Source organism: Arthrobacter sp. Dra40 (assembly GCF_059091905.1).
Window position 1 is genome coordinate 41,767 of record NZ_JBNHHB010000001.1, and the last position, 25,413, is coordinate 67,179.

Here is a 25,413-nt window from a genome sequence, read left to right on the forward strand (position 1 = left end):
GTATTCCTCTCATGCGCCTGCGAAGTTAGCTGTCGGATTCGAGCGAGAGTTCACTCGGTCCTGCCGGCATAGCCGCGGGAAGCCGGCCTGCCTCTGAGGACTTCACCCCATGGTGCCCCCAAGCACCGTACGTGGTTCCTCCGCCCCTGCCTTCGACATAAAGCTCGATATCTTACGGTCCGCCGGCAGGGTTCGACGGGCGGACCGGGCGCCCACCTTCATAGTAGGAACACCATCCAATTTACGGGAGCGACACGCGGTGTTACAACTTCGTTATCCGTGTTCCTTATCACCCGGAGTGCGGCAGGGTTGCGAGCGGGTACGGGGCGCCCAACGTCCAGGCCGCCGGTCTGACCGCCAGTAGCGGTAGCTCAGCCCATCAACCAGGCAGCTGTGTGCGTGCGGCCGGAAATCTCATTGCGCTCGCCGGCCTGAACCGGAACGCCGGCCGGAAAGTAGCTGCGCCGCCGTTCCTCCAGCTGCTGCCGGGACTGTGGCGAGGGAATCGATGTGCCCTTGCGCCGGTCGCAGCTTGCGCAGGCCGCCACGAAATTGGTCATCACGGTGGCCCCGCCTTTCTTCCAAGGGAAGAAGTGGTCGCCGGTGGTGGCCGGGTTGGGGCAACGGCGGTGCGGCCCAACCTCCAGTTCGCACTGGCCGCCGGCACGCGCCAGCCCTTCGCGGCGTTGCTGCCGGTTAAATGTGCGCAGCGGATCCCTGCGGCGCACATCGCGGGAGCGGCGGATGCGTACGGCAACGGCGACTGCCACCAAGACAAGGACAGGCGCTCCGATCCAGCCCAGCACAGGCCAAGCCGCCTGGAGTAACGCCGCGGGGGCGCCGCCCGTGAAAAGCTGCCGGATCCCTTGCAGCAGCTCGGTACCCAGGAGCGCCGAGACCACTGCATAGGCCAGCCACGCCAAGGCCGCGACCAAGGCCCACAGCGTGATCCGCCGCGACCAGTAGATCATCCCCAGTTCAGACATCTGCCCATCCGAAGTCCCCCAGCTCCGCCAGTCCATCCGCCGCCTAGGCTAGCCGAGGCACCCTGTGAATTCCTCGCCCGAACCAGCCCCGCCTACAACGCGGCCGCTCCAGCCTCGGCCACGGACTGGTCCTGCTCGCCGGAGCCGCCGCTGACGCCAATCGACCCCACCACCTGGCCGTCGCGGGAAAGCGGAAGGCCGCCGGCGAAGATCATGATCCGTCCGTGGTTGCTGGCGTGGATACCGTAGAACTGATTGCCCGGCTGGGCGTTGTCGCCCAGGTCCTTGGTCTGGATGTCGAATGCCCGGGATGTGAAGGCCTTGTTGATCGAGATGTCGATGCTGCCCAGCCAAGCCCCGTCCATCCGCACATGCGAGACCAGGTTCCCACCGGCGTCGGCCACGGCAATGTTCATCGGCTGGCCGATCTCCGCTGCCTTGGCCTCCGCGGCGGCAATGACCCGGCGCGCATCTTCCAGAGTGACAGTGTCCATGTTTCCTCCTTGATCGAAGGCCGCGGGGCGGTCCTATTTGATGTCATCGTGGCGATTGAGCACGCACTGGGTGGCGACTCCGGCGCCGAACTCCGCGTAGCCCTTCGGTGCATCCCCCACGGGAAGGGCTGACGGATTGACCGTCTTGGCGATCTGCACCCTGTCACGACCGCTCACTTCGACCTTGCCGGTTTCCTTGTAAGCGACCGCTCGATTGCTGCTCATGGAGGATCCTCTCTGATCCGGACCGGAGCCAAGGGGTGGATAGGAGCCACCGTAGACCTCGAGGCGCCGGGCTGGCTAGGGTTGGATCTCCCCGCCCTCGACCCCGCGAATTCCGCCCGGCCCCCTTGTGGGCCCGAACGCCATCCGCAAGGGTGGACCCCATGGGTGCGAACGCAGCGGCAGGCCGGATAGTGGGCGCGGATGTCATCGTGGTGGGTGCCGGGCTCTCGGGGCTGGTCGCCACCGCCGAATTGACCGAGGCCGGGCGCCACGTGCTGCTGGTGGATCAGGAATCGGAAGCGAATCTGGGCGGCCAGGCCTGGTGGAGCTTCGGCGGCCTGTTTCTGGTGGATTCGCCGGAACAGCGGAGGCTGGGCGTCAAGGATTCGGTCGAGCTGGCCTGGCAGGACTGGCTGGGCACCGCCGGCTTCGACCGGCCGGAGGACTATTGGCCACGCCGCTGGGCCGAGGCCTACGTGAACTTCGCCGCGGGCGAGAAGCGGGCGTGGCTGCGCGAGCGCGGACACCGGATCTTCCCGGTGGTCGGTTGGGCCGAACGCGGCGGCTACGAAGCGAGCGGCCCGGGCAATTCGGTGCCCCGCTTCCACATCACGTGGGGGACCGGTCCCGGCATCGTGGAACCGTTCGCGCGCCGGGTGCGGGAAGCGGCCGACGCCGGACTGGTCACCTTCGCCTTCCGGCACCGGGTGGACGGGCTGCTCACACAAGACGACGCGGTCACCGGAGTGCGCGGCAGCATCCTGGAACCAACCACGGCGGAGCGCGGCCGCGCGTCCTCACGCACTGTGGTGGGGGAATTCGAATACCCGGCCGGTGCCGTCGTGGTGACCTCCGGCGGAATCGGGGCGGATCTGGACGAGGTGCGGCGGAACTGGCCGCAGCGTCTGGGCACACCGCCCGGGGACATGGTCGCCGGCGTACCCGAATACGTGGACGGGCGGATGCTCGGCATTGCGCAGGCGGCCGGTGGGCGGGTGATCAACCCGGACCGGATGTGGCACTACGTGGAGGGGATCAGGAATTGGGATCCGGTCTGGACCCGGCACGGCATCCGGATTCTGCCCGGCCCCAGCTCGCTCTGGCTGGATGCAACCGGCAAGCGGCTGCCGGCGCCGCTGTTTCCCGGATTCGACACTCTGGGCACGCTAGCCCACCTGCGTTCCACCGGGCACGATTACAGCTGGTTCATCCTGAACAAGAGGATCATCGAGAAGGAGTTCGCGCTCTCCGGCTCGGAACAGAACCCGGACCTGACCGGCAAGTCGGTGCGGGAAGTGCTCAAGCGGGCGACCACGGACGTGCCCGTACCCGTGCAGGCCTTTTTGGACCACGGCGTGGACTTCCTGCAGGCGGACACCGTGTCGGAGCTGGTGGCCAAAATGAACGAGCTGGTGCGGAATCACCCGCTCGGCGAATCGGATGGGTTGGCCACTGCCGGAGATTCCCGGGACGGGCGGCCCGACGCGGCGATGCCCGCCGAACCCGTGCTGCCGGCGTTCAGTGAACACCGGGACGGTCCGATGCTGGACCCGGCCCAGGTCGAGGCCGAGATCCTGGCGCGGGACCGCGAGGTGGAAAATGCCTACGGCAAGGACGCGCAGGTGATGGCCATCCGCGCGGCGAGGCGCTACCTGGGCGACAAGCTGGTGCGCACGGCCAAGCCGCACCGATTGCTGGATCCCGATGCCGGGCCGATGATTGCAGTGCGGCTTTCGGTGCTGACCCGCAAGACACTCGGCGGACTGGAAACGAACCTGCAGTCACGCGTGCTGACGGCGTACGGGCAGCCGGTTCCCGGACTGTACGCCGCCGGGGAGGCTGCAGGGTTTGGCGGCGGCGGCATGCACGGCTACCGTTCGCTGGAAGGCACTTTCCTGGGCGGCTGCCTCTTCAGCGGTCGCGCCGCCGGCCGCGCCGCCGGCTCCTGAGGCAGTCGTGCCCGGCCGGTTCCCGACGCACCGGCAGCTTCGCCTGTTCTGGCCGTCCCTCGGCCGCGCCAGGCCGGTGAGACGGAGGCCACAAGGCGGCCGGAATAAACCGGACCGAACACGGGTTTTCCTTGTAGATGCAATTGCATGAACTACCAAGGAGACCCGCAGTGTCAGAACGCAAGATCGTAGTCATTTCAGCCGGACTCGGCGTACCGTCCTCCAGCCGGATGCTGGCCGACCAGTTGGCTGCCTCCACGGTGGACCAGTTCCGGTTGCAGGGCGTTGAAGCCGAGATCCACATGGTGGAGTTGCGCGATTACGCGGTGGATATCGCCAACAACATGGTGACCGGTTACGCGGCGCCTAAGCTGGATGAGGTGCTTAAGGCGACCGTTGCGGCGGATGCGCTGATCGTAGTGACTCCCGTCTTCAGCGCTTCCTACAGCGGCCTGTTCAAGTCCTTCTTCGATGTGGTCGAACCGCGCGCGCTCGCCGGCAAGCCGGTGCTGATGGGTGCCACCGGCGGCAGCGCCCGGCACTCGCTGGCGCTGGACTACGCCGTCCGCCCGCTGTTCAGCTACCTCCGGGCGCGGACCGCGCAGACCACAGTCTTCGCCGCACCGGAAGACTGGGGCGCAGGCGAGACCGGTACCGGCGGACTGTCCGAGCGTTCGGACCGTGCGGCTGCCGAACTGGTTGATCTGGTGCAGGGTGCTCCGGTAACAGAGCGCGGCCGCGGCGGCGTCGAGTCCAAGAGCTTCGAGGAGATCCTCGCCAGCGTCGGCCACTGAGCCAGCGTCCACCACTGAGCCCGACGACGGCCCGGTCAGGGGTTGGCCGCAGGCGCACCAGCGCTTGCTGAGCGCCCCCGGACGGGCCGAACCCGAGAGCTAAAAGCGTTCGGGCTGCTGGCCGAACTTGAAGTGTCGGCCGCTGACGCTGGTCGGCTTCACTTCCACGTAGAAGTCCTTGAGCGTGGGAATCCATGTCTCGACTGGCAGCGCCTCTGCAGCCGCAATTTCCTCCTGGGTCTGCAAGACGCGTGCGGTGCCCTTGACCACCACACTCCACGCTTCGCCGCTGCCGATGCCGTCCGCCTCGAACAGCACTCGTTCGTTGATGGTCAGCTCGGCCAATTTGGTGCCCGGCGCCGTCCGCAGGACCAGCCTGCTGTCACGGGCTACAAAGTTGATCGGGAAGATGTCGGTTTCGCCGGCGGCGGTGAGGACGAGGCGGCCGTGCTTGGTATTCTCCAACAGCTTCCAAGATTGCTCGTCGGTGAGCTCAAGGATGGGGTCGTCATGTTCAAACATCATGCCGTCATCCTTCTACATGTACGTAGAAGGATGGAAGCCCTTGGGGGATCAGTGGGAGGGCACCGGACTGAAAAGTGTCGCGGCACTCAAGCCCGGCCCGGGCTGCGTGCCTCCCATTGGGTGGGGCGGCGGCGGATTAAGCGGCGAGGCACCGCCGTTCGGCCGGGTGTCCGGCCCAACGGCGGTGCCTGCTGGGTCAATCACCGTGCAGCGGCACGGCAGGCCGGTGTTACTTGGCCGGGGTGATCAGCGCGGAAGCGCCGGTCCGGGCGGCGTCGAAACGGGCGGCGACGTCCGCCCAGTTGACGATGTTCCAGAACGCCTTGACGTAGTCGGCCTTGACGTTGACGTAGTCCAGGTAGAAGGCGTGCTCCCACATATCCAGCATCAGCAGCGGGATGGTGCCCACCGGGATGTTGCCCTGCTGGTCGTAGAGCTGCTCGATGACCAGGTTGCCGCCCAGCGGTTCGTAGGCCAGCACGGCCCAGCCCGAGCCCTGCAGGCTCAGCGCCGCGGCGCCGAAGTGGCCGCGGAACGCATCGAAGGACCCGAAGTACTCATCGATGGCGGAAGCGAGTTCGCCGGTGGGCTTGTCGCCGCCTTCCGGGGAGAGGTTCTTCCAGAAGATCGAGTGGTTGGTATGGCCGCCCAGGTGGAAGGCCAGATCCTTGGACAGCTTCGGCACGTTGCCGAATTCACCCTTGGAGCGGGCCTCGGCCAGCTGCTCCAGCGCGGTGTTCGCGCCGGCCACGTAGGTGGCGTGGTGCTTGGAGTGGTGCAGCTCCATGATCCGGGCCGAGATGTGCGGCTCCAGGGCTGCGTAATCATAATCGAGCTCGGGCAGTTCGTACTTGCTCATGTTCTTCCTCTTCTCGTCGGAATTACTGTGCGGAAACTACTACGTGCACACTTCCAGCCGGCACGGACAATGGGTGGTTGGCCCGCCAGGCTGCCAATTCTCATTCAAACATGACCGGGGTCCGCACCGTAGCGGATTTCGCCCGTAACGTAGCACGACGTCCGCAGCCTGACGGGGCAGTTTGGCCCTGTGGCGACATTCCACCGCTAGCCCGCGGGCCGGGCTAGTGGTTAATTCACGCAGTCGCAGAGCCCGGCGAAGGCGCCGAGTTCCTCTAGGCCCGCGGGGCGTGCCGGCAGGTAGTCCGTGAGGGCGCGGGAGCGGACGACGACCGCGCGCCACTGGCCGCGCGAGACAGCCACGTTGTTGCGGTTCCGGTTGAGCACGAATTCCATTCCGCGCGGGGCTTCGGCCGCGGCGGACACGGCGGTGGACACGATCACGACAGGGGCTTCCTGGCCCTGGAACTTGTCTACCGTGCCGACCCTGACGTCCGGCAGCCCGGCGCCGTCGAGTACCGAACGGATCAGCTGGACCTGGGCGTTGTAGGGGGCCACTACCAGGATGTCCGCCCCGGTCAGCGGCCGCGGCTGCGCTGCGCCATCTTCGCGCCAGGGCAAACCCACATGCCGGCGGACCTGCGCGAGCACTTCGGCGGCTTCCTCCGGGGACGATGTGGCGTTGCCCTGATGGTCCACGTAGACGCACTCCACTCCGGCCGGAGCTCCCTCTAGCTGCCGCAGGGCCGCGGCCGGCGCCGATTCAAGCCGCCCGTCATAGGCCAGGACCGACACGGCCCGGCAAAGGTCCGGATGCATGCGCCAGCTCCGGGCGAGGAAATAGCCCAGCTCCGGCGGCAAGGTGGCATGCCCGGCGGAGAGCCAACCGAGTGCGGACTCGTCCACCGGTTCCGGGTGCGTGCCTTGGGTGACCTGCGGCAGTTGCTGTGGATCGCCCAACAGCAGCAGCCGCTTGGCGGCGCGGGAAACGGCCAGGGTGTTCGCCAGCGAGAACTGGCCGGCCTCGTCAATGACCAGCAGATCCAGCGACTTGAGCGGGACCGCCGAACCGGTCATGGTCCACGCGGTGCCGCCGATCAGCGCACCTCCGGGGGACTCGAGCAACCGGGTCACATCTGCAGTGCTCCGGTTGGGCCAGGGAAGGTCGTGGTCGCCGTTCGGTTTTTTGGCGACCAGTTCCGGCGGCACACCGGCCTTTTCGATGGCCGCACGCAGCATGTTGTCCACCACGGCATGCGACTGGCCGACCACGCCGACCTTCCAACCCAGTGCCACCATGCGGGCGACGGCGTGCGACCCGACGTAGGTCTTGCCGGTGCCCGGCGGCCCCTGGACCGCCAGATAGGAGTCCTGCAAATCAGCGACGGCGGCGGTGATCGCGTCGACATAACCGTCCGGGTGGCCCTGGACTTCGGGCAGCTGGGCCAGCGTTGCCAGGCGTGGCGGACGCCGGCGCAGCAGCTCCAACGCCGGTTCGGCGGGGAAGGCGGGCAGCGCACCGGCAACTGCAGCGGCGAGGTCGGCCAGCGCCTGGCGGATGGACGCGGTGCCCACCGGCCGGTCAGGCGTCAACGCCACCGGGAACTCGGTGTATTCTTCGGCGTCGCGCGGCAACCGCTCCCGGATGAGCAGCGTGTCCTTCCCGCCGTCCGCACCCAGTTCCAGCACCTCGGCGCCGAAGCAGAAGGCGCGGTGGTTGACGCCGTCGTTCTGTTCGCAGAGGAACGCCGGGTAGGGCTGGTTGTAGAGGCGGCAGAGCAGGCTGCCTTCCTTGATGGTGGAACCGGGAGCCAGCCGGCCGGACAGCGCCAGAACACGGACCGGGTTGCTGCGGGAGGTCGGCTTCGCCCACTCGGAAACCACGCGAGCGGAATCGACGGTGAAGACGTCGCGGACATCGGCCCAGTCCTCGACCGGGGCATCCAGCCGGTCAAAATGCGCCCACCAGAACTGCTTCTCTTCGCGCCCGTGGTAGCCGACGGACGCCGCGACCATGGCAACCGCCTGTTCGTCCGCGGACAGCGTCTGGTTGCGCCCCGCGGCCGTTTCGGCCGCTGCCGCCACGAAGTCCAGCAGCCGCCGTTCCTGCGGCGGCCGCGGCCCACCGTCGTCGTCAGTTGTGGTGGCGCCGGCCGCGGCCGGCGCGGTCGCGGCGAGGCGTCCCGGTACAACGCCGCGTTCGGCGGCCAGCCGCAGCAGCCAGTTGCGCAATTCCAGCGTGGACAGGCAGTCGTATTCGTTGTAGTCCGCAATGCTCTTGAGGATGGTGTCTGCTTCGGAGTCATTGCCTGCATCCCGGGCAGTGCAGTACTGCGCGTATGCCACGACGGATGCGCCGGCGTCTTTGACGTCGCCGGAGCGCAGGTTCTCGCCCATGTAGAGCGGTTCCAGCTTCTTGATGCTGTAGGAGTTTTCCGAAATCCGCAGGCTGTGCCGGACCGTGTCGTAGAGGTCCACCAGGATGCCCTCGCGCAGCAGCTCATCCACTGCTTCTTCGCCGACCAGATGCTGCAACGACAGCCGGCGCAGGGCGGCTTTCTCGTAGTTGGCGTAGTGGTAGATGTGCAGGCCGGGGTGGCTGCGGCGCCGTTCGGACACGTAGTCCAGGAAGTCCGCCAGCGCTTTTCGTTCACCCGAGCGGCTGTGCGCCCAGAAGGGCTTGAACGGTGCGGTGCCGCCACCGGCCGGCGGGTTCTCCACCACGCCGAAGAGGTATTCCAGCCCCCATACCCCGTTTTCGTCCTGCCAGAGCGGGTCTCCCTCGAAGTCGAAGAAAATGTCGCCCGGGTCCGGCGCGGGCAGCCGCCACAGGGTGTGCCGTTCCAGTACGCGGTAGGCAACGGTGTGTTCGGCACCGTCCTTGCGGAAGGTGACCTGGCCGTCCGGTTCGGCGGTGCCGGTCTGCATGCGCGCTTGGTCCCGCAGCCGGGCCAGCGCTCCATTCGACGATTCGCCGGCGGGCAATTCCAGCGCGGCCAGTTGGTCGATCGTGCGAATTCCCGCCGCGCGGAGTTTGCGGCGGCGGACCGTGCTCATGTTCGCCACCAGCAGGAGGTCCCGGTGCAGCCCAACCTGTTCGGCACAGTAGTCGCAGCGGCCGCACACTTTCACCCGCTCGTCTCCCCAGCGGACCGGCGCCGGCTGCGCGCGGTGTCCGGCGACCAGATCCAGGAAGCGGCTGCGGCGTTCGCGGAAGACCGGCAGCAGGTCGGTCAGGCTGTGGTCGCTGTGCCGGCCGTCGCCGAGCACCAGCGTCACCGTGGGCACCGCGCTGATGCCGGCCTGGAGGAGTTGGTCGCCGTAGGCGGCCAACTGCAGCAGCGCGGTGACCTTGGCATGACGGGCCAGCTTGGTGTCGTAGACGGCGTAAGCCGGGGCACCGCCGTCGTCGTGCTGGGTCTTGACCAAGAAATCGGACCGACCATGGAAACTGCCGTCGAAGAAGGAGGCCTGGAACACCACGTCCGCGCCGGACTGCAGCGCCGCAATCGATTCGGCATGCTTGGCCTGCAGGTCTGCGCGGGAGTAGCTGCGGGTCTCCGCGATCTCCACCACGCCGGAGCCGAACGCGTCGCGGAACTGCTGCAGCACCCGGTGTTCGTGCACATCGCCCAGCGCCGCGGTGCGCTCGAGCATCTCGTCCCGGCCGAAGTCCGGCACCGGGGTGCGGCCCAGCTTCTCGTCCAGCTTGCGCAGCAACTGGTACTCGCACTGGGCGGCGGTGACCAGGTCGGTGGCCGTGTAGACCAGGTCCCGGTCAGCCCCGGCGGCGTCGGAGTCGAGCAGAAACACGGTGCCTCCTTGCACAAGTACGGCAGCTGCCAACCCGGCCGGCGGCGGGGTCCCCCCAACGATATCCCGCCGCCGTCCGGTGCCTGCCGGCAAGTAAAGATGTACCAGCCGGCGCGGACAGTTTCGGAAGGATGCGCCGGGGCGGCCGCCACAGGTGCCCGGACCCGCACCAGAGATTCGGCGGTGCCCGCCCGGGAGGTGGAACGTTACGCAGCCTGTTACGCGATGTGACCGCGGTCTCTGACACGCGGCACTCGGACTGGCTAGAGTAGCCATAGCTTCAAGAATTGTGGCCGCCAAGCTCCGACTTTGGCCACATACCAACCCCACGCTCGTTGGGTGGTTCGGATGACGAAGCGGCCTGCATCAGCCACTAGCTACCGGTGCGGGCAAGAGCATGCGAAAGGACGCGGCGCCCGGCGCCGGCTGCTATGGACACCCTTGAATCCCCGCAACTCCAGGTCTTGAGTCTGGCCGACTACGAGCAGATTTCCGCTGCCCGGGAAGCCTTTGTGGACTTCCTGCTGGATGCGGCGCTGCAAACCCGCGGGCAGCAGCGCGCCGTCGCCGCGGCCCGATGACCACCAGCACCGAACCAACACCGACGGCGACCGGTCCCGCGCCGAAACCCGCTGACCCCTCCGGGCCGCGCCGTGCCCGCGGGCTGCTGTTGGACACCGACGTGGTGGCCGAGCTCAGGCGCGAGAACCCGGACCCCGCCGTCGTGGAGTTCCTGCAGCGGCGCCGCCGCTCGCGCGTCTACATTTCGGCGCTGACACTGGGGGAGCTGCACGCGCTCAGCACCCAGGACAGCGCCCTGTCCGGACGGGCGGACAGTTGGCTGGTCGAGCTGACCGAACGGTTCGCCGCCTACATCCTTCCGGTGGACCTGCAGGTGGCCGAGGCCTGGGCGCCGCTGGCGATCCAGGACGTGCCGGCCGTGGAGTCGCTGATCGCCGCGACGGCCGTCAAGCATTGCCTGACCGTTGTGTCCGGCAACGCCGAAGGCTACCGGCGGCTGTCGGTGGAGGCGTGTGACCCGTGGAAGTCTGCCCGGGACGGCTAGCGCCGGCGGGTAGTACCGGTCGGCTGCCCCGCGGCGGCTAGCACCAACGGGTAGTCCCGACGGCTAGCCCACCGATGGGCCTGCCCTCAGGACGGGGCACATCAGGTATGCGAACGGCCACAGTCCTGCCGCGATTTTCCGCCCAACGGGGCCTTCCTAGCGACGAACGGTTCCCCCTGTGGCCCCTTCGCTGCTTTACTGACCGGGCGTTCGGAACGCGTGAGAAACTAAACGGGGTCCGGTGACGGGCGGCACTGTTGCCGCCCGTTTTCTGCGGACAAGCTCCATCACGGTAAGGAATACATGGCTCATGGCCACTGAGAACAACGCCCCGGGCGCGCTAGATGCCGCTGCGCGGGTGGACAACGACGGCGGGGCTCCCGCCAAGTGGAAGATCGTCGGTCCCGGCCTCGTCGTCGCGGCCACCGGCGTCGGCGCCGCGGATATGGTGGCCACGTTGGTGGCGGGTTCCCGCTACGGCTACGGCCTGTTCTGGGCGGTGATTGTCGGCGTCATTCTGAAGATCATCCTGGTCGAAGGCGCCGGGCGATTCTCGCTGGCGACCGGCAAGACGATCTTCGAGGGCTGGCGCTCGCTGGGCCGCTGGACCACCTGGTACTTCGGTCCGTACATCATGATCTGGGGCTTCGTCTACGGGGCCACGGCAATGTCATCGGCGGCGCTGCCGTTGGCCGCGGTGTTCCCGGTGCTGCCGCTGTGGGCCTGGGCCATCTTGATGGGCCTGGCCGGATTTGTCATGGTCTGGTTCGGAAAGTACGCCACCTTCGAGAAGATCACCGCCGTGTTCGTCGGGCTGATGTTCGTCACCGTCGTCGGGCTGGCCATCATCGCCGTGCCCAACATCCCGGAGATGATCGGCGGTTTGGTGCCGATGATCCCGCAGGAGGAAGGCGCCGTGTTCTACACCCTGGCGCTGGCCGGAGGCGTCGGCGGCACCATCACGCTGGCGGCCTACGGCTACTGGCTGCGTGAGAAGGGCTGGCACACGCCAAAGTGGATGCGCGTCATGCGGATCGACAATTCAGTTGCTTACATCATGACCGGCATCTTCGTGGTCGCCATGCTGATCGTCGGCGCCGAGGTGGTCCGCACCGCGGGCGTCTCGCTGAGCGCCGGCGACGAAGGACTGCTGGACCTGTACGAAGTGCTCAAGGCGGAGTACGGCGACGTGGTCGGCACCGGCTTCCTGGTCGGTTTCTGGGCCGCATCGTTCTCCTCCATCATCGGCGTCTGGAACGGCGTGTCCCTCATGTTCGCCGACTTCTGGGGCAACATGCGCAAGAAGGAGTCCGGCCATCCGGACACCCGCGTCGGCGGCAAGTACTTCAAGTTCTACGTCCTCTGGCTGACGTTCCCGCCCATGTTGCTGTTCATGCTGGGCAAGCCGATCGCGCTGATCCTGATTTACGGTGCCTTGGGATCGTTGTTCATGCCGTTCCTGGCACTGACGTTGCTGGGCCTGCTCAATGGCAAGCGGATCCCGAAGGAATGGGCCAACCGGCTGCACACGAACATCGCGCTGGGCATCTGTGCCCTGCTGTTCATTGTCCTTGGCGTCTACCAGTTGTGGAACAGTATCGCCCCGCTCTTCGGCGGCTGATTTCCTGCAAAACTCTGCTGCCCCGTACCGTTTCGGTGCGGGGCAGCACTCTTTAAGCAGCACTGTTTAAGACGACGACGGCGGTGCGCCCCGCCGGGTGTGGCCTTCCGTTTCGTCGCCGCCGACCATCGACGCGAGCAGATCGTCGGCTTCGCCCAGCCCCCGGACTGTCTGGACCAGGATGGCCCGGGCTTCGGCCTCGGGCGTGCGATGGTGCGAATCGGCGAGGATGCGGAGTCCTTCCAGCGTCCTCGCATCCAGATCCGGCACGGTCAGCGATTCCATGACAGCCACCCTTCCTCGGGACGTACCGCTCCCAATGCCGCCCATGGTAGACCCATGCGGGCCGGCTGTCAGCGGAGGGTTGGATGGGCGAAACGCGGGCGCCGGTCAGTGCGCCGGGTCAAACGGGCGGATCCGCGTCCGGCACGCGGCGCCTGTCAGCGCAACGGGTCGAACGGCCGGATCTCGTCGGGCACGCGGCCGGTGACGATCTGTTCGGCCAGCAGCTTGCCGGTGGCCGGGCCCAGCACAATGCCCCACATCCCGTGGCCGCCGGCAACGTACACGCCGGGGGAGCGGGTGGCGCCAACCAGCGGCAGCCCGTCCGGAGTGACCGGGCGCGGCCCCACCCAAATGTCCTCGAGATGCTCCAGGTCCATGTTGGTGAACAGCGGCCGGACCGCGGCCAGAATGGCGTCGATCCGCCCGGTCTGTAGCGGCTCGTCGGGGCCGCGGAACTCCATTGTTCCGGCGATGCGCAACCGTCCCTGATACGGCGTGCAGGCCACGCGGCGGGCGGGGAAGTAGATGGGGAACTCGGCCGGCTGGTCGGTGGCCACGCTGAAGGAGTACCCCCGGCCGGCCTGCACCATGGTGCGCACGCCCAGCGGCTTGGCGAGCTCAGGCAGCCAGGCCCCGGTGGCCAGCACAACGACGTCGGCGTGGAACGGCTCCTGGGCGTAGGTCTCCACCGAGATCCCGGTGTGGCCGTGGCGCAGCGAGCGGACCTCCGCGCCGGGGATGATCTTCCCGCCCCGTTCCACCACCGCTGCGGCAAGGGCCTCAACAAACGGACCGGGCTCAAGGAACCGCTGTCCCTCCAGCTCGAACACCGTCGATACTGCGGCGGACAGTTGCGGCACCTTCATCTGGGCGTCTTCCAGGCGGGTCAGCGGAGCCGACTGGCCGGCCTTCTCCACATTGGCCAGCTCGTGGACAAAATGCCGGCTCTCCTTCTCGTCCTCGAAGCCGACGATGAAAGGACCCTTCCGCGTCCAGGATTCCACGCCGTTGTCCGTCAACTCGTCGAAGCTCTCCAGCGCCATCCGGTCGATCGGCGTCAGCGCGGCCATGGTCCGGTCCCACGCCTTCTGCGTGCCGTGCAGCGCAAAGCGGGCCAGGAACTGCCACAACTGCGGGTCCATCCGGGCTGGAACGTGCAGCGGCGCCGCAGGATCAACCAGCGCCTTCGGGCCGTAGGTCCAGAGGCTCGGGTCCGACAACGGCATGGCCATGCCCGGCGTCAGCCAGCCGGCATTGCCCCAGGAAGCACCGGCGGCGACGCCTGACCTGTCCACGACGGTCACTTCCACGCCGCGTTCCTGCAAATGCCAAGCGGTGGCCAGTCCCACCATGCCGGCCCCAACAACGACGGCGGTGCTCGGGGTGTGTGCGCGAGAGTACATCGGTGCTCCTCGGGTTTGTATCTACCATCGGCACCATCGTGAACAATGTTTAGCTGTATCTCAAGTGACTCGGAGAAGATTCTGCGACACTAGTTATTGCTGATCTAAAGTTCAGAAAGTGGTGGCTGTCACATGGCGGAATCGAATGATGTTCGACGCACTTTCGGGGCTCCAACCGGGTCCGGATTGGACCGCATCGACCGGTTGATCGTCGAGCTGCTCCAGAACGATGCCCGGACCCCCAACAACGCAATCGCGGCGGCTGCAGGCATTGCCCCTTCAACCTGCTTAAGTCGGATCCGTTCCCTGCGCGAGCGGGGTGTGATTCGAGGCTTCCATGCCGACGTCGACCCTGCTGCGGTGGGGCGCGGCCTGCAGGCGCTGATCTCCATACGGCTGCAGGCGCATGCCCGGTCGAACCTGACCGAGTTCAAGGACTATTTGGCCGGACTGCCCGCAGTGGAGGGGATTTTCTTTGTGACCGGAGACCGCGATTTCCTGATCCACGTAGCCGTGGCAGACTCGAATGCGCTGCGAAATCTGGTGGCGAACAACCTGAGCCTCCGCCCGGAGGTTGCCGGCACCAATACCACCGTCATCTTCGAACATGTCCGCCCGCCGGGAAGTTCCCTCGCCCCTTGAATGGGCCTGAACCTGCGGCCAGGTGTGGTGCGGTCTAGTTCTCCGCTCGCTGAGGCGGCCCATCCTCACCTCGCAGGGTGCAGGGCTCCATTACCACGTTTGTTGACATGTCATTCTTCACGGCGCTACGATGGTTGAAACGTCAAGCAATCTATCGAAGGCTGCCATGTCCTGGTTTAAGAATCTTTTCAGCAAGTCCAACGCCCGCCGGTCCGCCGCCAACCCCGCGCCCGCAGCGGCCGAATCCAAAGAGAACGCAACAGCCGGTGCTGCTGCCTCGACGGCCCCGGCGGCTTCGGCCCCGGCAGCAGCCGTCGCCGGCCTCCCCAAGATCGCCATCATCACGGGTAGCACCCGCCCCGGCCGGGTCAACGACTCGGTGGCCGCGTGGGTGGCCGCGGAACTGGCCGGCCGGACTGACGCCACTTTCGAGGTGGTCGACATCGCCGACTTCAACCTTCCGCTGCTGGATGAGGCATTCCCCGCCGCCTACCAGAACTACCAGGGCGACCACACCAAGGCCTGGTCGGCCAAAATCAGCGAGTTCGATGGCTACATCTTCGTGGCCAACGAATACAACCACACGGTCTCGGCGGCACTGGCCAACGCGCTGTCCTACGTGAACGTGGAATTCAACAACAAGGCCGCCGGCATCGTGTCCTACGGTTCGATGGGCGGCGTCCGCGCTGCCGAGCACCTGCGCAACCTCCTGGCTGAGCTGCAGGTGGCAGTGGTCCGCAACCAGGTGATGTTCTCGCTGTTCACCGATTTCGAGAATTTCGCCGACTTCAAGCCGACCGAGCAGAACGCCGGAACGCTTGCCCCGATGATCGACCAGCTCATTCCCTGGGCCCAAGGCTTCGCCACCATCCGCACCCCGCAGGCCGCAGCTGTCTAAGACTGCCTGCTGACCGAATCGCTCCGCCGTATCCCCATCCGGCGGAGCGATTCGCTTTAACCGCGCGCCGGACTACGGCCCGCCGGCCGCCACAATGGTGGCCATCGACGCCAAGAAACCAGGCAGCCAAGCCACGGCCAGCGCAGCCAAAGCTATCCGTCCGCCGACAAGCAGCCAGCGTCCCTGCAAAATGCCCGCCCCGGCCCCGGCCTCGGTGCCTAGCACCGGGGCTCCCGACAGCGGCACGGCCCCCGTCCGTGCCGCCGCCCCAGTCTGTACTTGGGCCCCGGTCTGTGCCGGGGCTCCACCCGATGCCACGCCGGAAAGTTCGGGCTCACCGGGCTTTTGTTCCGTCCCGCCCGGCACTCCTGGCCCGACCGCCAGCCCGGACTCCAGATCCGACCCACGCCGCCGGCCCCGCGACACCTTCAGCCTGAAGACCGCCGCGGCCCAAGCCAAGCCGATAGCGGCAAGCACCCATGCCGCAACAACCACCGCGGCAGCGCCCAGCGGGGCCAGAACCAGCAGCAGCGGAAGGTACCACCGCACGTCCTGCGCCGATTGAAGCAGCGGCACTCGCCGGGACAGCCACGTACTGGCCGTCACAACCAGCATGCCGTGGGCAACGGCCAGCGCGGAGAACGTGGCTATGGACAGCCAAGCGGGACCCACAACTTGGAAATCCCGGCTGTCCGGCTCCAGCGGCCCGAACACGGTACTGAGTCCCAGCAGCAACAGCAGCCCGAAGGCGGCTCCGCCGACCCGCCCGGCAGGCAGCCACCAACGGACCGCGCCATAAAGCAGTGCCGTCCCGCAGCCGATGGCAATGCCGAAAACAACGAAGCCGAAGGTCCCCTCCAAGCTGATCTCGCCGATGGTTTGCCCGGCGTCGGTCAGCCTGCCCTCGTCCTCCGGCGACGTCACCGCCAGCAGGCGCATCACCAGCCGCCCGCCGGCACCGGCCATGCACAGTCCGGCCACGCCGCCGCCCACCAGCAGGACGTTGGCCCACCACAGCACCCGGCGCGCCGCTTGCGCAAGCAGCGCGCCGCCGTCGCTCGCGGGGGAGCGGCGGTCGGGGACGGGACCGGCGCCGCCCAGGAGGGCGCCGCCGTCGTTAGTGCCCACCGGGAGCTGGAAGTGCTCCCCGCCCCGGAACAGCACGAGCGCCAGTCCCGCGGCCAGCAGCAGGCCGCAGGCGATCATGATCATCACGCGCTTAGTATCCGATGGACCCGAACGCCAGCGAACCCCAGTCATCGGCGACTGGGGTCCGCGGGCTCACCGTCCTGCCGGGAGACCCGGCAGGGTATCAGCGATTATGTTGTTTCGTGCGCCTCGTCCCCGCGGCGCATCATGTAGGTGATCCCCAGGTACAGGATGCCTGCTCCCATCAGGAATTCCCGCGCACCACTGGCGGTGCGGCTCATGATGTAGCCCACCACGCCTACCACCAGGTAGATGATGTTGAGCAACACGGACACTTGGAACACGTTGAGCACTTGGCTTCGGAGCCGCCCGCGAAGGCCATTTCTCCTCCCAAACAATGAGTTTCGGAACTTCGTTGAGGTGCAACTCGGCCGTTGGTAGGGCGAATCTGACGTCGGAACCAGCGCTGTCAGAGTACGTCCGTTTGCCCACTACGGCGGGTAAAAATCACGACGGCGGCGGCCGGTTTGGGTGCGTCATTGCGGCCGCGCGGTGGTCCTGTGGAGTGCGACGTCGGCGGCCGGCTCAGGCCTCGAGCAGCCGCTTGAGTGTGTGCAGGTCCCGGTCCACCGCGGCCGCATCGGCGTCGAAGCTTGTCTCATCCATGCCCTCGCGGCGGTAGAGCGTGAACACCACTTCCGCGCCATCGCCGTTGCCGAGCACGCGCAGCGGGTTGTAGATGGACTCCCCGGACGCGGTGATGACGTGGTGGTCCAGCACGCCAAACTCGTTGCGTTCGGCAAACTTCACCCGCACCGGTCCCGCGTCCGTTTCGGCCACCCAGTTGTCGTCGACCATGCCGATGGAGGAGCTGAGGCCGGCGGCCCACTTCGGCAGGTTCTCCGGGTTGCTGGCGAACTCGTAGACCTCCCCAACGGGGCGGTTGATGGCAATGCTGATGTGCCGCGCTGCAAAGGTCATGGGACCAGTCTTCAGGTTCGCTCCGGCGCGGACAAGACCCGATGGCCGGTCCTGCCGGCCGCAAGCGTCAAAGATGGAGGCTCGGGCCGCAGTGCATGACAGACTTGAACCATGGCATCCAGGACTGGCAACGGCGACGATCTCCAGGAGAAGGCAGCCCACATCGGCATGCGCGTTGAGGACCGCTGGCAGGCGTACCGGGAACGGCGGGCACGGCGGCGCGGCGACGTGGCCACGGTAATGTCGTTTACCGGCTACGGCACGGCCGGCTGGGTCCGCGTGCTTGGCCGGGTGGTCATGGCCCGGCCCGGCGCCTTCGACAACGGCCGGATGCCCTCCAAGCTGGTGGCCGACGGCATCCGCGGCTGGCGGAACTTCATCAGCCCGCCGGTGGCCAACGCGCGCGTGACCATCTCCGCCGCCGGCGTGGAACACCATGTGGTGGCCGACCGCGGCGGGGTGGTGGATGCGAAAGTGTCAGTGGACCTTGCGCCCGGCTGGCACACCGTCACGCTGCGCTGCGAGGACTCCGAGCCCGTGGAGGCAGCGGTCTACGTGGTGCCGCCGGGGGAGCGCTTCGGGGTGGTCTCCGACGTCGATGACACGGTGATGGTCACCGCTCTGCCGCGTCCGCTGCTGGCGGCCTGGAATACCTTTGTGCTGGATGAGCATGCGCGCAATCCCACGCCGGGCATGGCGGTGATGCTGGAGCGGGTCACGCGTGAACATCCGGGCAGCCCGGTGCTGTATCTGTCCACCGGCGCGTGGAATGTTGCGCAGACCTTGACGCGGTTCCTGTCCCGGAACCTGTATCCCGACGGCGCGTTGCTGCTCACCGACTGGGGCCCCACCAAGGACCGCTGGTTCCGCAGCGGCCAGGGGCACAAGGTCGACCAGTTGCGCCGGCTGGCCGAAGAGTTCCCGGACATCAAGTGGCTGCTGATCGGCGACGACGGACAGCACGACGAAGCCATCTACGCGGGCTTCGCGCTGCGCTATCCGGGGCACGTGGCGGCCATCGCCATCCGGCAACTGTCGGTCAGCGAAGCGGTGCTGGCCGGCGGCCGTTCACAGGACCGCCCCAGCGGCCCGGCGCGCAGCATCCCCTGGATCTATGCCCCCGACGGGAAGGGGCTGGCGAACCAGCTCCAGCAGCTGGGAATCCTGTAGCGCCGGCGCCCCGGCGGCAGGGCCAACGAAACCGGGGCCCGGCAGCAGAGCCAACGAAACCGGCGCCCCGGTTCAGTGCGAAGCGGGGCGCCGGTGTCGTGCGCAGCATCGAGTATTCAACAGGCGGCCTTCTCAGAGCTGAGAAGGCCGCCTGGTGAATAGTGAATGGTTAGGCCGTGGCGTCGACCGGGCCGAAGACGGCTTCGATCATCTCGCGGGCCGCATCGTTGTCGGTTTTCTCGGCCAGTGCAATCTCGGAGCACAGGATCCGCATGGCCTGCTCGAGCTGGTGCTTTTCGCCGGCCGAGGAGCCGCGTCCGAGGGCCCGCAGCGAGAGATCGCGGACCACTTCGCTGACCCTGTAGATGTCGCCGCTGTTGATCTTTTCCTGGTTGGCCTTGAAGCGGCGCGACCAGTTCTCCTGGTCCTCGGGCACCTTCGCCTTGAGGATCGCGAAGACCTCCTTGACGCCCTTCTTGCTGATGGCCTTGCGTACGCCGACCGTTTCCGCGTTGCCCAGCGGCAGTTCGATCATCAGTCCGTCATGATGCGCGCGGAACTGCACGAACTTGGTCTGGCAGTCCTTGAACGGACGGGTGCGGAGATCGGTCACGGTGACTGCGCCGTGCGGGGGGTAGACGAGGGTGTCGCCAACTTTAATGTTCATTGATGCCCTTTCATGCCATTATGGCAGATACTGCCACATTGGCAGCGAATACTCAAATATTGGGGTATCTTGGAAGCTGCTATGCCACAGAAATCGCCCATCAGCGGCGCTTCCAGAACCGATGTGCCCGGCCCTTCCACGGCTGAGCTCCCTGCTGCTGCACCCGGATTAAGGGAGCGGCGGCGGCGGCAGACCCGGGCGGAAATCAGCCAGGCCGCGCTGCGTCTGTTCCAGGAATACGGCGTTGATGCCACCACCGTGGACGGCATTGCCAACGCGGCCGGGATCTCCCAGCGGACCTTCTTCCGGTACTTCACCAGCAAGGAAGAGGCCGCGCTGCCGGCACACCAGGATTTCGACGCCGCACTCGAAGCCGGGCTGCTGACCATCGACCCTGCCGGCAATCCGCGCGAAGAGCTGGAGCGCGTTTACGAGCAGGTGATGCAGGGGTATGCGGACAACGATGCGCCGCAGGCCCGCAGCATGTTGCTGGTCAACCAGCTCATCCGGAAGGAGCCGCTGCTGAGGGCGGCCCTGCTCAAGCACAATGCCACCCGGACCACCGGGCTGGTGGACGCCCTGATGGACCGGTTCGGCCGTGACGGCATCAGCGATCTGCAGATCAGGCTCGCCTTCGAGACCTGCGCGGCAGTGGTCCGCGTCGCCTTCGAAGTGTGGGTGACCCGGCGCGAGGCGGGCCGGGACGATAACCTGCCCGACATCTACGCTTCCGCCCGGCAGTTGGCCCACTGAACGCGCGCTACGAGCGGAGCGGGCCTCAGCGAGGCGGCGCCGACCCCGTGCAGGCCGACATCGTGAAGACCGCGGAGGTGCCCGAATGAAGACCGTGCCGATCGATGCGTCCTGTCCGTGCGGGCGCGGGCAAGCCTATGGCCAATGCTGCCGCCCCTACCATCGCGGCGACGCCGAGGCCCCGACGGCGGAAGCCCTGATGCGCTCGCGCTACACGGCGTTTGTGACGGGCGACATCGACTATCTGCTCGGTACCTGGCATCCGGAAACGCGGCCGGCGAGTCTTGGGCTGGATCCCACGCTGGCATGGACCGGATTGCAGATCCTGAGGACCGTACGCGGCGGGGAATCGGACCGCGCGGGCACGGTGGAGTTCCGCGCTACCTATCGCGAAGGCGGCCAGGACCGAGCGCAACAGGAGAAGAGTACGTTCGTTCGCGAAGATGGCCGCTGGGTCTACCGCGACGCGTTGTCACAGTCCTGACTCCGGACGGCATGCCCGTTGCAGGCGGCCGCTACCGGCTCCGCCCAGCGGTGTGCTCCCGCCGCCCGCCGGACGGAAGGCGCGCCGTCGTCGTCGATTAGTCCAAGGCCAGGAACAGGACGGCGTAAAGGCCGAGCGCGCCGAGCACCACCACGCTGCCGGCGACCCACGCGGCCGCGGCGGCATCGGCGTGGATCCTTTCGTTGGCGATGCCGGAGACCGCCCGGCGGTAGCGCAGCCGCTGGGTGATGTAGATGCCCGAGGCCGTGCACAATGCCACGGCCACGAGGATTCCCGTGAACCAGCCGTATTCCGGAAACCAACGCAGGAACATGGCCGTCGCCACGATCATGGCCAGGGTTGTCCGGCTCCAGGCCAGCGAGGTGCGCTCGGGCTGCAGGCCGGGGTCGTGGTGTTCCGGCTCGGGCATGGGACGGGCGCGTTGCATCACGTCAGCCGCAGGAGGACAAAGACCAGCAGCAGTGCCGCCACCACGCCGCCGCCAATGGCCAGAATCGGGGCGATCAGCGGAAGCGGCAGGGGAGTCTTGTGCCGCATGGACCGTTCGATGTTCAGCCAGCGGAAGAAGGAACCGCAGCCGATCGCCATCGCCAGGACCAAGAGGACGACGGCGATGGTGGTGCGGATCGCCGGAACGAAAATGTCGGTGGTAAAGGCCTCCACGGCAATTCCGCCGGCCACCAGGGCCAGCGAGGTGCGGATCCAGGCGAGGAACGTGCGCTCGTTGGCCAGCGTGAACCGCGGATCAGGTTCGGTGCCACCGCGGAGCAGCTTGGCGGCGAATTTGCCGCGTTCCGGACGGGGCGAAGGCGATGAAGTAGGCACGGCTTCATGGTAGTCATGTCCGCGGCGGGGCAGCGTTCATGACGGACGTGTCAGGCCCGGGCACGTTCGTGTCAGCGTCGGGCCGGCGGACGAACGACCCGCGAACCAACCGGCCGCGGCCAGCCAGAAGTGCGCGGTTACGCCGCTGGCCGGTCCCCGTCGTCGTTCTCTTGGTCCATCCTCGTCACCGTGAAGAAGCGGTTTCCCGCCCCCTTGCGGGAACTCGGCACCAGGAGTTTGGAGTATTTTTCGCACCACTGGGCGGTGCCGGCGGAATCCGCCGTCGCCGCCGCGATGGCGGCGATATTGTCGGACCACCCCAGGACGCGCTCGCCTTCGAGGCAGAATTGTATGAGGCCCAGTTGGGTATCAACATGGAGCTCGACGTCCACCCAAACGTCGAAACCCGGTGCCTCGCTGGCTGTATCTTCTGTTTTATATGTATTCATCATGAGACTTGTGTTGCGCATCACACTCTGCGGCGCCCTCCCACTATAGGGTTCCGGATCCGGAATGCCAAACAGTTTCCACAGCGTAAACGGCCGGTAAAGTAAATCGGGCCATGACCGAGACACCTTCCGCCCAGCGACTGTCCTGCAACGTTCCGATGCGTTGGGGCGACATGGATGCCTACGGGCACATCAACAATGTGGAGATCCTGCGGATCCTGGAGGAAGCGCGCATCCACGCGTTCGGTCCGCCGGCCGGGACCGGCGGACCCGGACTCGAGGTGGACCTGCCGGTCTTTTCCGACCTGCCGGAATCCACCCAGGCGCTGGTGGCCGAGCACCGGGTCAAGTACGTCCGGCCGCTGAACTACCGCAACATCCCGGCCCATGTGGAGGTCTGGATCAGCGCGATCAAGGGCGCCAGCCTGACCATCGCGTACATGATCATGGACCCGGTGACCGCAGAGCAGTGCGTGCTGGCCGAAACCACGCTGGCGTTCTTCCACACGGACTCCGGCCGCCTGCTGCGCCTGAGCGACCGCCAGCGGAAGATCCTGGAACCCTACCTGGGCGAGCCCAACTTCCGCTGAAACAACGACGGCGGTGGGCCGGGTTCAGTCGGGTTGTTGGCTGAGGGCATGCCGGCCCAGCTGGGACAGTGCCAGCGGGAACGTGGGGCTGGACGGGAACGGCTTGCTCGATTCCACGTGCAGGTCCGGGCCGACGCAAACCATTTCCCCTGGTTCCATCAGCCGCCAGCCGGCTTCGCCGTCCATGATTTCGCTGGCAATCACGACGCCGGGATACCGTGCCAGGTCAGGAAAGTGCGCCCGGATGCGGCTGCTTCGGGCATCGAGTTGGTGTCCAGCAGGATCGCCGGCAGCGCGCTCGAGGATGTACAGCTCATTGGTTTCCGGGTAGCGGAGCGCCCACAAGTGGTCCGGCGTAGTCAGGATCATGTTCAGGCTGTAGAGCGGCAGGGTGTCGATGATCCAGCCGAGGGCGTCGCTGATGCCCTGGGCCACGTCGCCATGGCTGCGGCGTGTTTCCGCCGTAATCAGCGCAAAGATGCGTTCGCTGTCGGTCTGGCCGCGCACCAGGTGCGCGGCTCCAAGGTGCTGCAACCGCTCGTCCAGCAGGTCCATCCCGCGGCAGACGCCGTTGTGCGCGAACAACCGGCCGTCCTGTTCGAAGGGGTGGGTATTGGCAACGGAGGCCTTGCTGCCCGACGAATACCGCACGTGGGCCAGGAACGTGGACGACGTGAAGTCCCGTGCGGCGAGTTCGAACGTCCGCCCGTGCCAGGCGGATTCGGCTTGCCGGCTGACAATCGGTGCGCCGAGCGACGTGAAGATGCCGATGCCTGCTCCGTCGGGTTGGTGTCTGCCCTGCTCGGAAAGGCTGTCAGGGGCACCCAGCAGCCAGAAGGTGGCGTGGACGCGGTGTCCGCCCGCATGGAGCCCAAACAACCTGCACATCAGTAATGCCCTCCGTCCTCAGGCGCTTCTAGTCTTCCCTCCGCGAGGACTGTCCGGAGGCCGCGAGTGCTTCCGCCAGAATCCGTACCGCCTTTGGCCCCACGCCGTGCAGCGCCAGCAGTTCAGCCTCGGTGCGGCGGGCCGCCGTATTCAAGTCCGTGATGCCGGCCGCGACCAGGGCGCGGGTGGCCGGTCCGCCGACCGCCGGCAATTCGTGCGGCGCGGCCATGGGTCCTAGCCGTCCCAGCCGAGATTGCGGGCGATGCGTTCCAGGACGTCCAGGGTGGCGGCGTACTCGTCGTCGCTGATGCCCTGGGCCAGGACGGCCCGCGTGCGGTCAACCACGTCGCCGAGCGAGGCCAGGCTGGCCCGGCCGGTGTCGGTCAGCGCGTAGTGCCCGTCCGTGGAACTCACCCAGCCGCTTTCCACCAGTTCTTCTACCGGCGCCTGCGGCCCTTCGTCTTCCGTCTCCGGGATGAACGGGCCCAAGGCATCGGTGAGCTCCTCGGCGGTGGACGGCTTGTCCGCCAGCAGGTTCATCAGCTGCCACTGCCGGCGCGTGATTCCGTGTTCTTCCATGGTCTCGATGAACTGCTCGTCGATCAGGCGGTCAACGAGCTTCAGCCAAAATCCGATGGGTCGTAGAGGTGCCATGCCGCCACCCTACAAGGGCGACCTCATGCTGATCGACTAAATCCGTCGATTTCGCCGCGGATCTGTTAGCTTGCACCCTTTTCTGCCGTCAGCAGACCATGCTGACTCCTGTGCCGCAGCTTTCTACGATGGAACCAGCCAGGAGGGAGTTCCACCGTGCTCGAACTTCAAAAGCTGCATCGCCATCCCGCATCCGGACCGGTCCCGCTGCTTCGCGACGTCTACGGAACCGTGCTGCGCCGGGAACGTCGTCGCCAGCGGCGCACGCTCGACGACGTTGCCAGTCGCGCCGGGGTGTCCATTCAGTACCTGTCGGAGATTGAGCGCGGACGCAAAGAAGCCTCCTCGGAGATTCTCGCGGCGGTCTGTGCATCGCTGGGCTCCGGGCTGGCGGCTTTCCTGGCAGCGGCGCACCGTGAACTGGCTGCGGCCGAGCGCCGGCCGGTACTGGATCTGACCCAATCGGTTCCGCCGAGTTCATTGACGCCGGCTCCCTTGGGCCTCGGCTCGGAACGTGACCCAGGCCCGGGCTCGGGCGCCCAGGCTGTGCCTCCGCCGTCGTCCATCCTGATGGCCGCTTAGGCTCCGAAGTCACGCTGGCCTGTGGCCGGTGGCCACGCCGCCGGCGCCCGACTCCACGCACGGTCCGGGCATCCCGGTGCTAAACCTCACCGGCATGCCCCCGATGGACAGCAAAACGGGCAGGTCCAGCCTTGCGGCTGCGCCTGCCCGTTGAAGTTGCTATGTGTGGCGGAGATTAGGCCATGGCCGCCAGCTTGGTCTTGCCGAAGACGGCGCGGTCAACCGAGATCCGGCCGGGGCCGACCAGTGCCAGTGCCAGTGCGGCGGCGCCGAGCAGCAGCACCAATTCGTAGCCACCGCCATCAACGAAGACACCGGCGGAAGCGTGAACCAGCACCAGCGCGCCGATCATGTCCAGGGCCAGCAGAGCGGCGACCACTCGGGTCAGTACGCCGAGGATCAGGGCAATGCCGCCGCCCAGTTCCAGTCCGGCGACGATCGGGGCAGCGAGGTCGGCGGCGGGGACGCCCATCTGGCCAAACGCGGCCTGGGTGCCGGCAATGGTCCATTCGTTGAACTTCTGCCAGCCGTGGGCTGCGAAGAGGAAGCCCAAGATAACGCGGAGGACGGTGCGTGCGGTGGTGGTCAAAGCTGAATTGGTCATGATGTTGTCACCGTTTCGATGGTCAGGGGAACTCGGC

At 66.9% G+C, this 25,413-nt stretch carries 31 protein-coding genes and 2 riboswitches; of the genes, 12 read left to right on the forward strand and 19 right to left on the reverse strand.

The genetic code is table 11. The features are described from left to right. Nucleotide 1: 1 nt before the first annotated feature. Nucleotides 2–175, reverse strand: a riboswitch (cyclic di-AMP (ydaO/yuaA leader). A gap of 196 nt (nucleotides 176–371) precedes the next feature. The 3 genes from AC5RWT_RS00190 to AC5RWT_RS00200 form a co-directional block, all read right to left on the reverse strand. Further along, nucleotides 372–986: an HNH endonuclease gene (locus AC5RWT_RS00190; RefSeq protein ID WP_494078626.1), complete on the reverse strand. Its 615-nt coding sequence runs from the start codon at nucleotides 984–986 to the stop codon at nucleotides 372–374. A 92-nt stretch (nucleotides 987–1,078) separates the two neighbouring features. Next, nucleotides 1,079–1,480, reverse strand: coding sequence for a GlcG/HbpS family heme-binding protein (locus AC5RWT_RS00195; RefSeq protein WP_127515560.1), 402 nt, complete (start codon nucleotides 1,478–1,480; stop codon nucleotides 1,079–1,081). A 33-nt stretch (nucleotides 1,481–1,513) separates the two neighbouring features. Beyond that, nucleotides 1,514–1,705 (reverse strand): hypothetical protein, encoded by a 192-nt coding sequence (locus tag AC5RWT_RS00200; protein ID WP_494078627.1) that lies wholly within the window; start codon nucleotides 1,703–1,705, stop codon nucleotides 1,514–1,516. A gap of 161 nt (nucleotides 1,706–1,866) precedes the next feature. Here AC5RWT_RS00200 and AC5RWT_RS00205 point away from each other — a divergent pair, with 161 nt between their 5' ends. Both AC5RWT_RS00205 and AC5RWT_RS00210 read left to right on the forward strand, forming a co-directional pair. Next, entirely contained in the window at nucleotides 1,867–3,654 is a 1,788-nt protein-coding gene (locus tag AC5RWT_RS00205; RefSeq protein WP_494078628.1) for an FAD-binding dehydrogenase, read from the forward strand. Nucleotides 3,655–3,824: 170 nt separating this feature from the next. Continuing rightward, entirely contained in the window at nucleotides 3,825–4,448 is a 624-nt protein-coding gene (locus AC5RWT_RS00210; RefSeq protein WP_494078629.1) for an FMN reductase, read from the forward strand. Nucleotides 4,449–4,547: 99 nt separating this feature from the next. Here the strand turns inward: AC5RWT_RS00210 and AC5RWT_RS00215 are convergent, their stop codons facing one another. The 3 genes from AC5RWT_RS00215 to AC5RWT_RS00225 form a co-directional block, all read right to left on the reverse strand. Next, on the reverse strand, nucleotides 4,548–4,973 hold the full coding sequence (locus AC5RWT_RS00215; RefSeq protein ID WP_494078630.1) for a pyridoxamine 5'-phosphate oxidase family protein: 426 nt from the start codon (nucleotides 4,971–4,973) through the stop codon (nucleotides 4,548–4,550). Nucleotides 4,974–5,202: 229 nt separating this feature from the next. Further along, on the reverse strand, nucleotides 5,203–5,832 hold the full coding sequence (locus tag AC5RWT_RS00220) for a superoxide dismutase (protein WP_494078631.1): 630 nt from the start codon (nucleotides 5,830–5,832) through the stop codon (nucleotides 5,203–5,205). 230 nt (nucleotides 5,833–6,062) lie between these two features. Further along, nucleotides 6,063–9,644, reverse strand: coding sequence for a TM0106 family RecB-like putative nuclease (locus AC5RWT_RS00225; protein WP_494078632.1), 3,582 nt, complete (start codon nucleotides 9,642–9,644; stop codon nucleotides 6,063–6,065). Nucleotides 9,645–9,922: 278 nt separating this feature from the next. Beyond that, nucleotides 9,923–10,046: riboswitch (SAM riboswitch) on the forward strand. 29 nt (nucleotides 10,047–10,075) lie between these two features. Between AC5RWT_RS00225 and AC5RWT_RS00230 the strand changes: the two genes are divergently transcribed. From AC5RWT_RS00230 to AC5RWT_RS00240, 3 genes are all read left to right on the forward strand, one after another. Continuing rightward, nucleotides 10,076–10,225, forward strand: a complete 150-nt coding sequence (locus AC5RWT_RS00230) for a hypothetical protein (RefSeq protein WP_241913561.1) — start codon at nucleotides 10,076–10,078, stop codon at nucleotides 10,223–10,225. Next, entirely contained in the window at nucleotides 10,222–10,710 is a 489-nt protein-coding gene (locus AC5RWT_RS00235; RefSeq protein ID WP_494078633.1) for a PIN domain-containing protein, read from the forward strand. Before AC5RWT_RS00230 ends, AC5RWT_RS00235 begins: the two co-directional genes overlap by 4 nt. Nucleotides 10,711–11,020: 310 nt before the next feature. Beyond that, nucleotides 11,021–12,331: an Nramp family divalent metal transporter gene (locus AC5RWT_RS00240; protein ID WP_494044317.1), complete on the forward strand. Its 1,311-nt coding sequence runs from the start codon at nucleotides 11,021–11,023 to the stop codon at nucleotides 12,329–12,331. A 66-nt stretch (nucleotides 12,332–12,397) separates the two neighbouring features. Here AC5RWT_RS00240 and AC5RWT_RS00245 read toward each other — a convergent pair whose 3' ends face one another. Next, nucleotides 12,398–12,616, reverse strand: a complete 219-nt coding sequence (locus AC5RWT_RS00245; protein WP_494078634.1) for a FitA-like ribbon-helix-helix domain-containing protein — start codon at nucleotides 12,614–12,616, stop codon at nucleotides 12,398–12,400. 155 nt (nucleotides 12,617–12,771) lie between these two features. Then, nucleotides 12,772–14,019 carry an NAD(P)/FAD-dependent oxidoreductase gene (locus AC5RWT_RS00250; RefSeq protein WP_494078635.1) on the reverse strand — a complete coding sequence of 416 codons (1,248 nt, stop codon included), beginning with the start codon at nucleotides 14,017–14,019 and terminating at the stop codon, nucleotides 12,772–12,774. Between the two features lie 132 nt (nucleotides 14,020–14,151). Between AC5RWT_RS00250 and AC5RWT_RS00255 the strand changes: the two genes are divergently transcribed. Then, on the forward strand, nucleotides 14,152–14,661 hold the full coding sequence (locus AC5RWT_RS00255) for an Lrp/AsnC family transcriptional regulator (protein WP_494078636.1): 510 nt from the start codon (nucleotides 14,152–14,154) through the stop codon (nucleotides 14,659–14,661). 166 nt (nucleotides 14,662–14,827) lie between these two features. Continuing rightward, entirely contained in the window at nucleotides 14,828–15,559 is a 732-nt protein-coding gene (locus AC5RWT_RS00260) for an NADPH-dependent FMN reductase (protein ID WP_494078637.1), read from the forward strand. 72 nt (nucleotides 15,560–15,631) lie between these two features. Here AC5RWT_RS00260 and AC5RWT_RS00265 read toward each other — a convergent pair whose 3' ends face one another. The 3 genes from AC5RWT_RS00265 to AC5RWT_RS00275 form a co-directional block, all read right to left on the reverse strand. Beyond that, nucleotides 15,632–16,774, reverse strand: coding sequence for a hypothetical protein (locus tag AC5RWT_RS00265; protein WP_494078638.1), 1,143 nt, complete (start codon nucleotides 16,772–16,774; stop codon nucleotides 15,632–15,634). A 104-nt stretch (nucleotides 16,775–16,878) separates the two neighbouring features. Next, nucleotides 16,879–17,043 (reverse strand): DUF4383 domain-containing protein, encoded by a 165-nt coding sequence (locus tag AC5RWT_RS00270; RefSeq protein ID WP_494078639.1) that lies wholly within the window; start codon nucleotides 17,041–17,043, stop codon nucleotides 16,879–16,881. A gap of 250 nt (nucleotides 17,044–17,293) precedes the next feature. Then, nucleotides 17,294–17,689 (reverse strand): SRPBCC family protein, encoded by a 396-nt coding sequence (locus AC5RWT_RS00275; RefSeq protein ID WP_494044323.1) that lies wholly within the window; start codon nucleotides 17,687–17,689, stop codon nucleotides 17,294–17,296. 111 nt (nucleotides 17,690–17,800) lie between these two features. Between AC5RWT_RS00275 and AC5RWT_RS00280 the strand changes: the two genes are divergently transcribed. Then, a complete protein-coding gene (locus AC5RWT_RS00280) occupies nucleotides 17,801–18,859 on the forward strand; it encodes an App1 family protein phosphatidate phosphatase (protein ID WP_494078640.1) in 1,059 nt (352 codons plus the stop codon). Nucleotides 18,860–19,028: 169 nt separating this feature from the next. Here AC5RWT_RS00280 and AC5RWT_RS00285 read toward each other — a convergent pair whose 3' ends face one another. Next, entirely contained in the window at nucleotides 19,029–19,526 is a 498-nt protein-coding gene (locus AC5RWT_RS00285; protein WP_494044325.1) for a CarD family transcriptional regulator, read from the reverse strand. Between the two features lie 81 nt (nucleotides 19,527–19,607). Between AC5RWT_RS00285 and AC5RWT_RS00290 the strand changes: the two genes are divergently transcribed. Then, nucleotides 19,608–20,279, forward strand: coding sequence for a TetR family transcriptional regulator (locus AC5RWT_RS00290; RefSeq protein ID WP_494078641.1), 672 nt, complete (start codon nucleotides 19,608–19,610; stop codon nucleotides 20,277–20,279). An 85-nt stretch (nucleotides 20,280–20,364) separates the two neighbouring features. After that, the gene (locus AC5RWT_RS00295; RefSeq protein WP_494078642.1) at nucleotides 20,365–20,763 is read left to right on the forward strand and encodes a YchJ family protein; all 399 of its coding nucleotides are present in this window, start codon (nucleotides 20,365–20,367) and stop codon (nucleotides 20,761–20,763) included. Between the two features lie 97 nt (nucleotides 20,764–20,860). Here the strand turns inward: AC5RWT_RS00295 and AC5RWT_RS00300 are convergent, their stop codons facing one another. The 3 genes from AC5RWT_RS00300 to AC5RWT_RS00310 form a co-directional block, all read right to left on the reverse strand. Beyond that, a complete protein-coding gene (locus AC5RWT_RS00300) occupies nucleotides 20,861–21,193 on the reverse strand; it encodes a DUF202 domain-containing protein (RefSeq protein WP_494078643.1) in 333 nt (110 codons plus the stop codon). Between the two features lie 17 nt (nucleotides 21,194–21,210). Then, nucleotides 21,211–21,609, reverse strand: a complete 399-nt coding sequence (locus AC5RWT_RS00305) for a YidH family protein (RefSeq protein ID WP_494044329.1) — start codon at nucleotides 21,607–21,609, stop codon at nucleotides 21,211–21,213. 137 nt (nucleotides 21,610–21,746) lie between these two features. Next, a complete protein-coding gene (locus AC5RWT_RS00310) occupies nucleotides 21,747–22,061 on the reverse strand; it encodes a hypothetical protein (RefSeq protein ID WP_494044330.1) in 315 nt (104 codons plus the stop codon). Nucleotides 22,062–22,171: 110 nt separating this feature from the next. Here AC5RWT_RS00310 and AC5RWT_RS00315 point away from each other — a divergent pair, with 110 nt between their 5' ends. Beyond that, nucleotides 22,172–22,648: an acyl-CoA thioesterase gene (locus AC5RWT_RS00315; RefSeq protein ID WP_364646072.1), complete on the forward strand. Its 477-nt coding sequence runs from the start codon at nucleotides 22,172–22,174 to the stop codon at nucleotides 22,646–22,648. Nucleotides 22,649–22,672: 24 nt separating this feature from the next. On the opposite strand, the gene AC5RWT_RS00320 is transcribed toward AC5RWT_RS00315, so the two are convergent. From AC5RWT_RS00320 to AC5RWT_RS00330, 3 genes are read right to left on the reverse strand one after another with little or no spacing between them, the layout of a single operon-like run. Continuing rightward, on the reverse strand, nucleotides 22,673–23,536 hold the full coding sequence (locus AC5RWT_RS00320; RefSeq protein WP_494078644.1) for a class II glutamine amidotransferase: 864 nt from the start codon (nucleotides 23,534–23,536) through the stop codon (nucleotides 22,673–22,675). 28 nt (nucleotides 23,537–23,564) lie between these two features. Then, nucleotides 23,565–23,765: a helix-hairpin-helix domain-containing protein gene (locus AC5RWT_RS00325; RefSeq protein WP_494078645.1), complete on the reverse strand. Its 201-nt coding sequence runs from the start codon at nucleotides 23,763–23,765 to the stop codon at nucleotides 23,565–23,567. A 5-nt stretch (nucleotides 23,766–23,770) separates the two neighbouring features. Then, a complete protein-coding gene (locus tag AC5RWT_RS00330) occupies nucleotides 23,771–24,190 on the reverse strand; it encodes a MarR family winged helix-turn-helix transcriptional regulator (RefSeq protein WP_494044333.1) in 420 nt (139 codons plus the stop codon). A 156-nt stretch (nucleotides 24,191–24,346) separates the two neighbouring features. Here AC5RWT_RS00330 and AC5RWT_RS00335 point away from each other — a divergent pair, with 156 nt between their 5' ends. Beyond that, complete coding sequence (locus AC5RWT_RS00335) at nucleotides 24,347–24,772, forward strand: helix-turn-helix domain-containing protein (protein WP_494078646.1); 426 nt, start codon at nucleotides 24,347–24,349, stop codon at nucleotides 24,770–24,772. 175 nt (nucleotides 24,773–24,947) lie between these two features. Here the strand turns inward: AC5RWT_RS00335 and AC5RWT_RS00340 are convergent, their stop codons facing one another. Beyond that, a complete protein-coding gene (locus AC5RWT_RS00340; RefSeq protein WP_494044335.1) occupies nucleotides 24,948–25,376 on the reverse strand; it encodes a DoxX family protein in 429 nt (142 codons plus the stop codon). Between the last annotated feature and the right edge of the window lie 37 nt (nucleotides 25,377–25,413).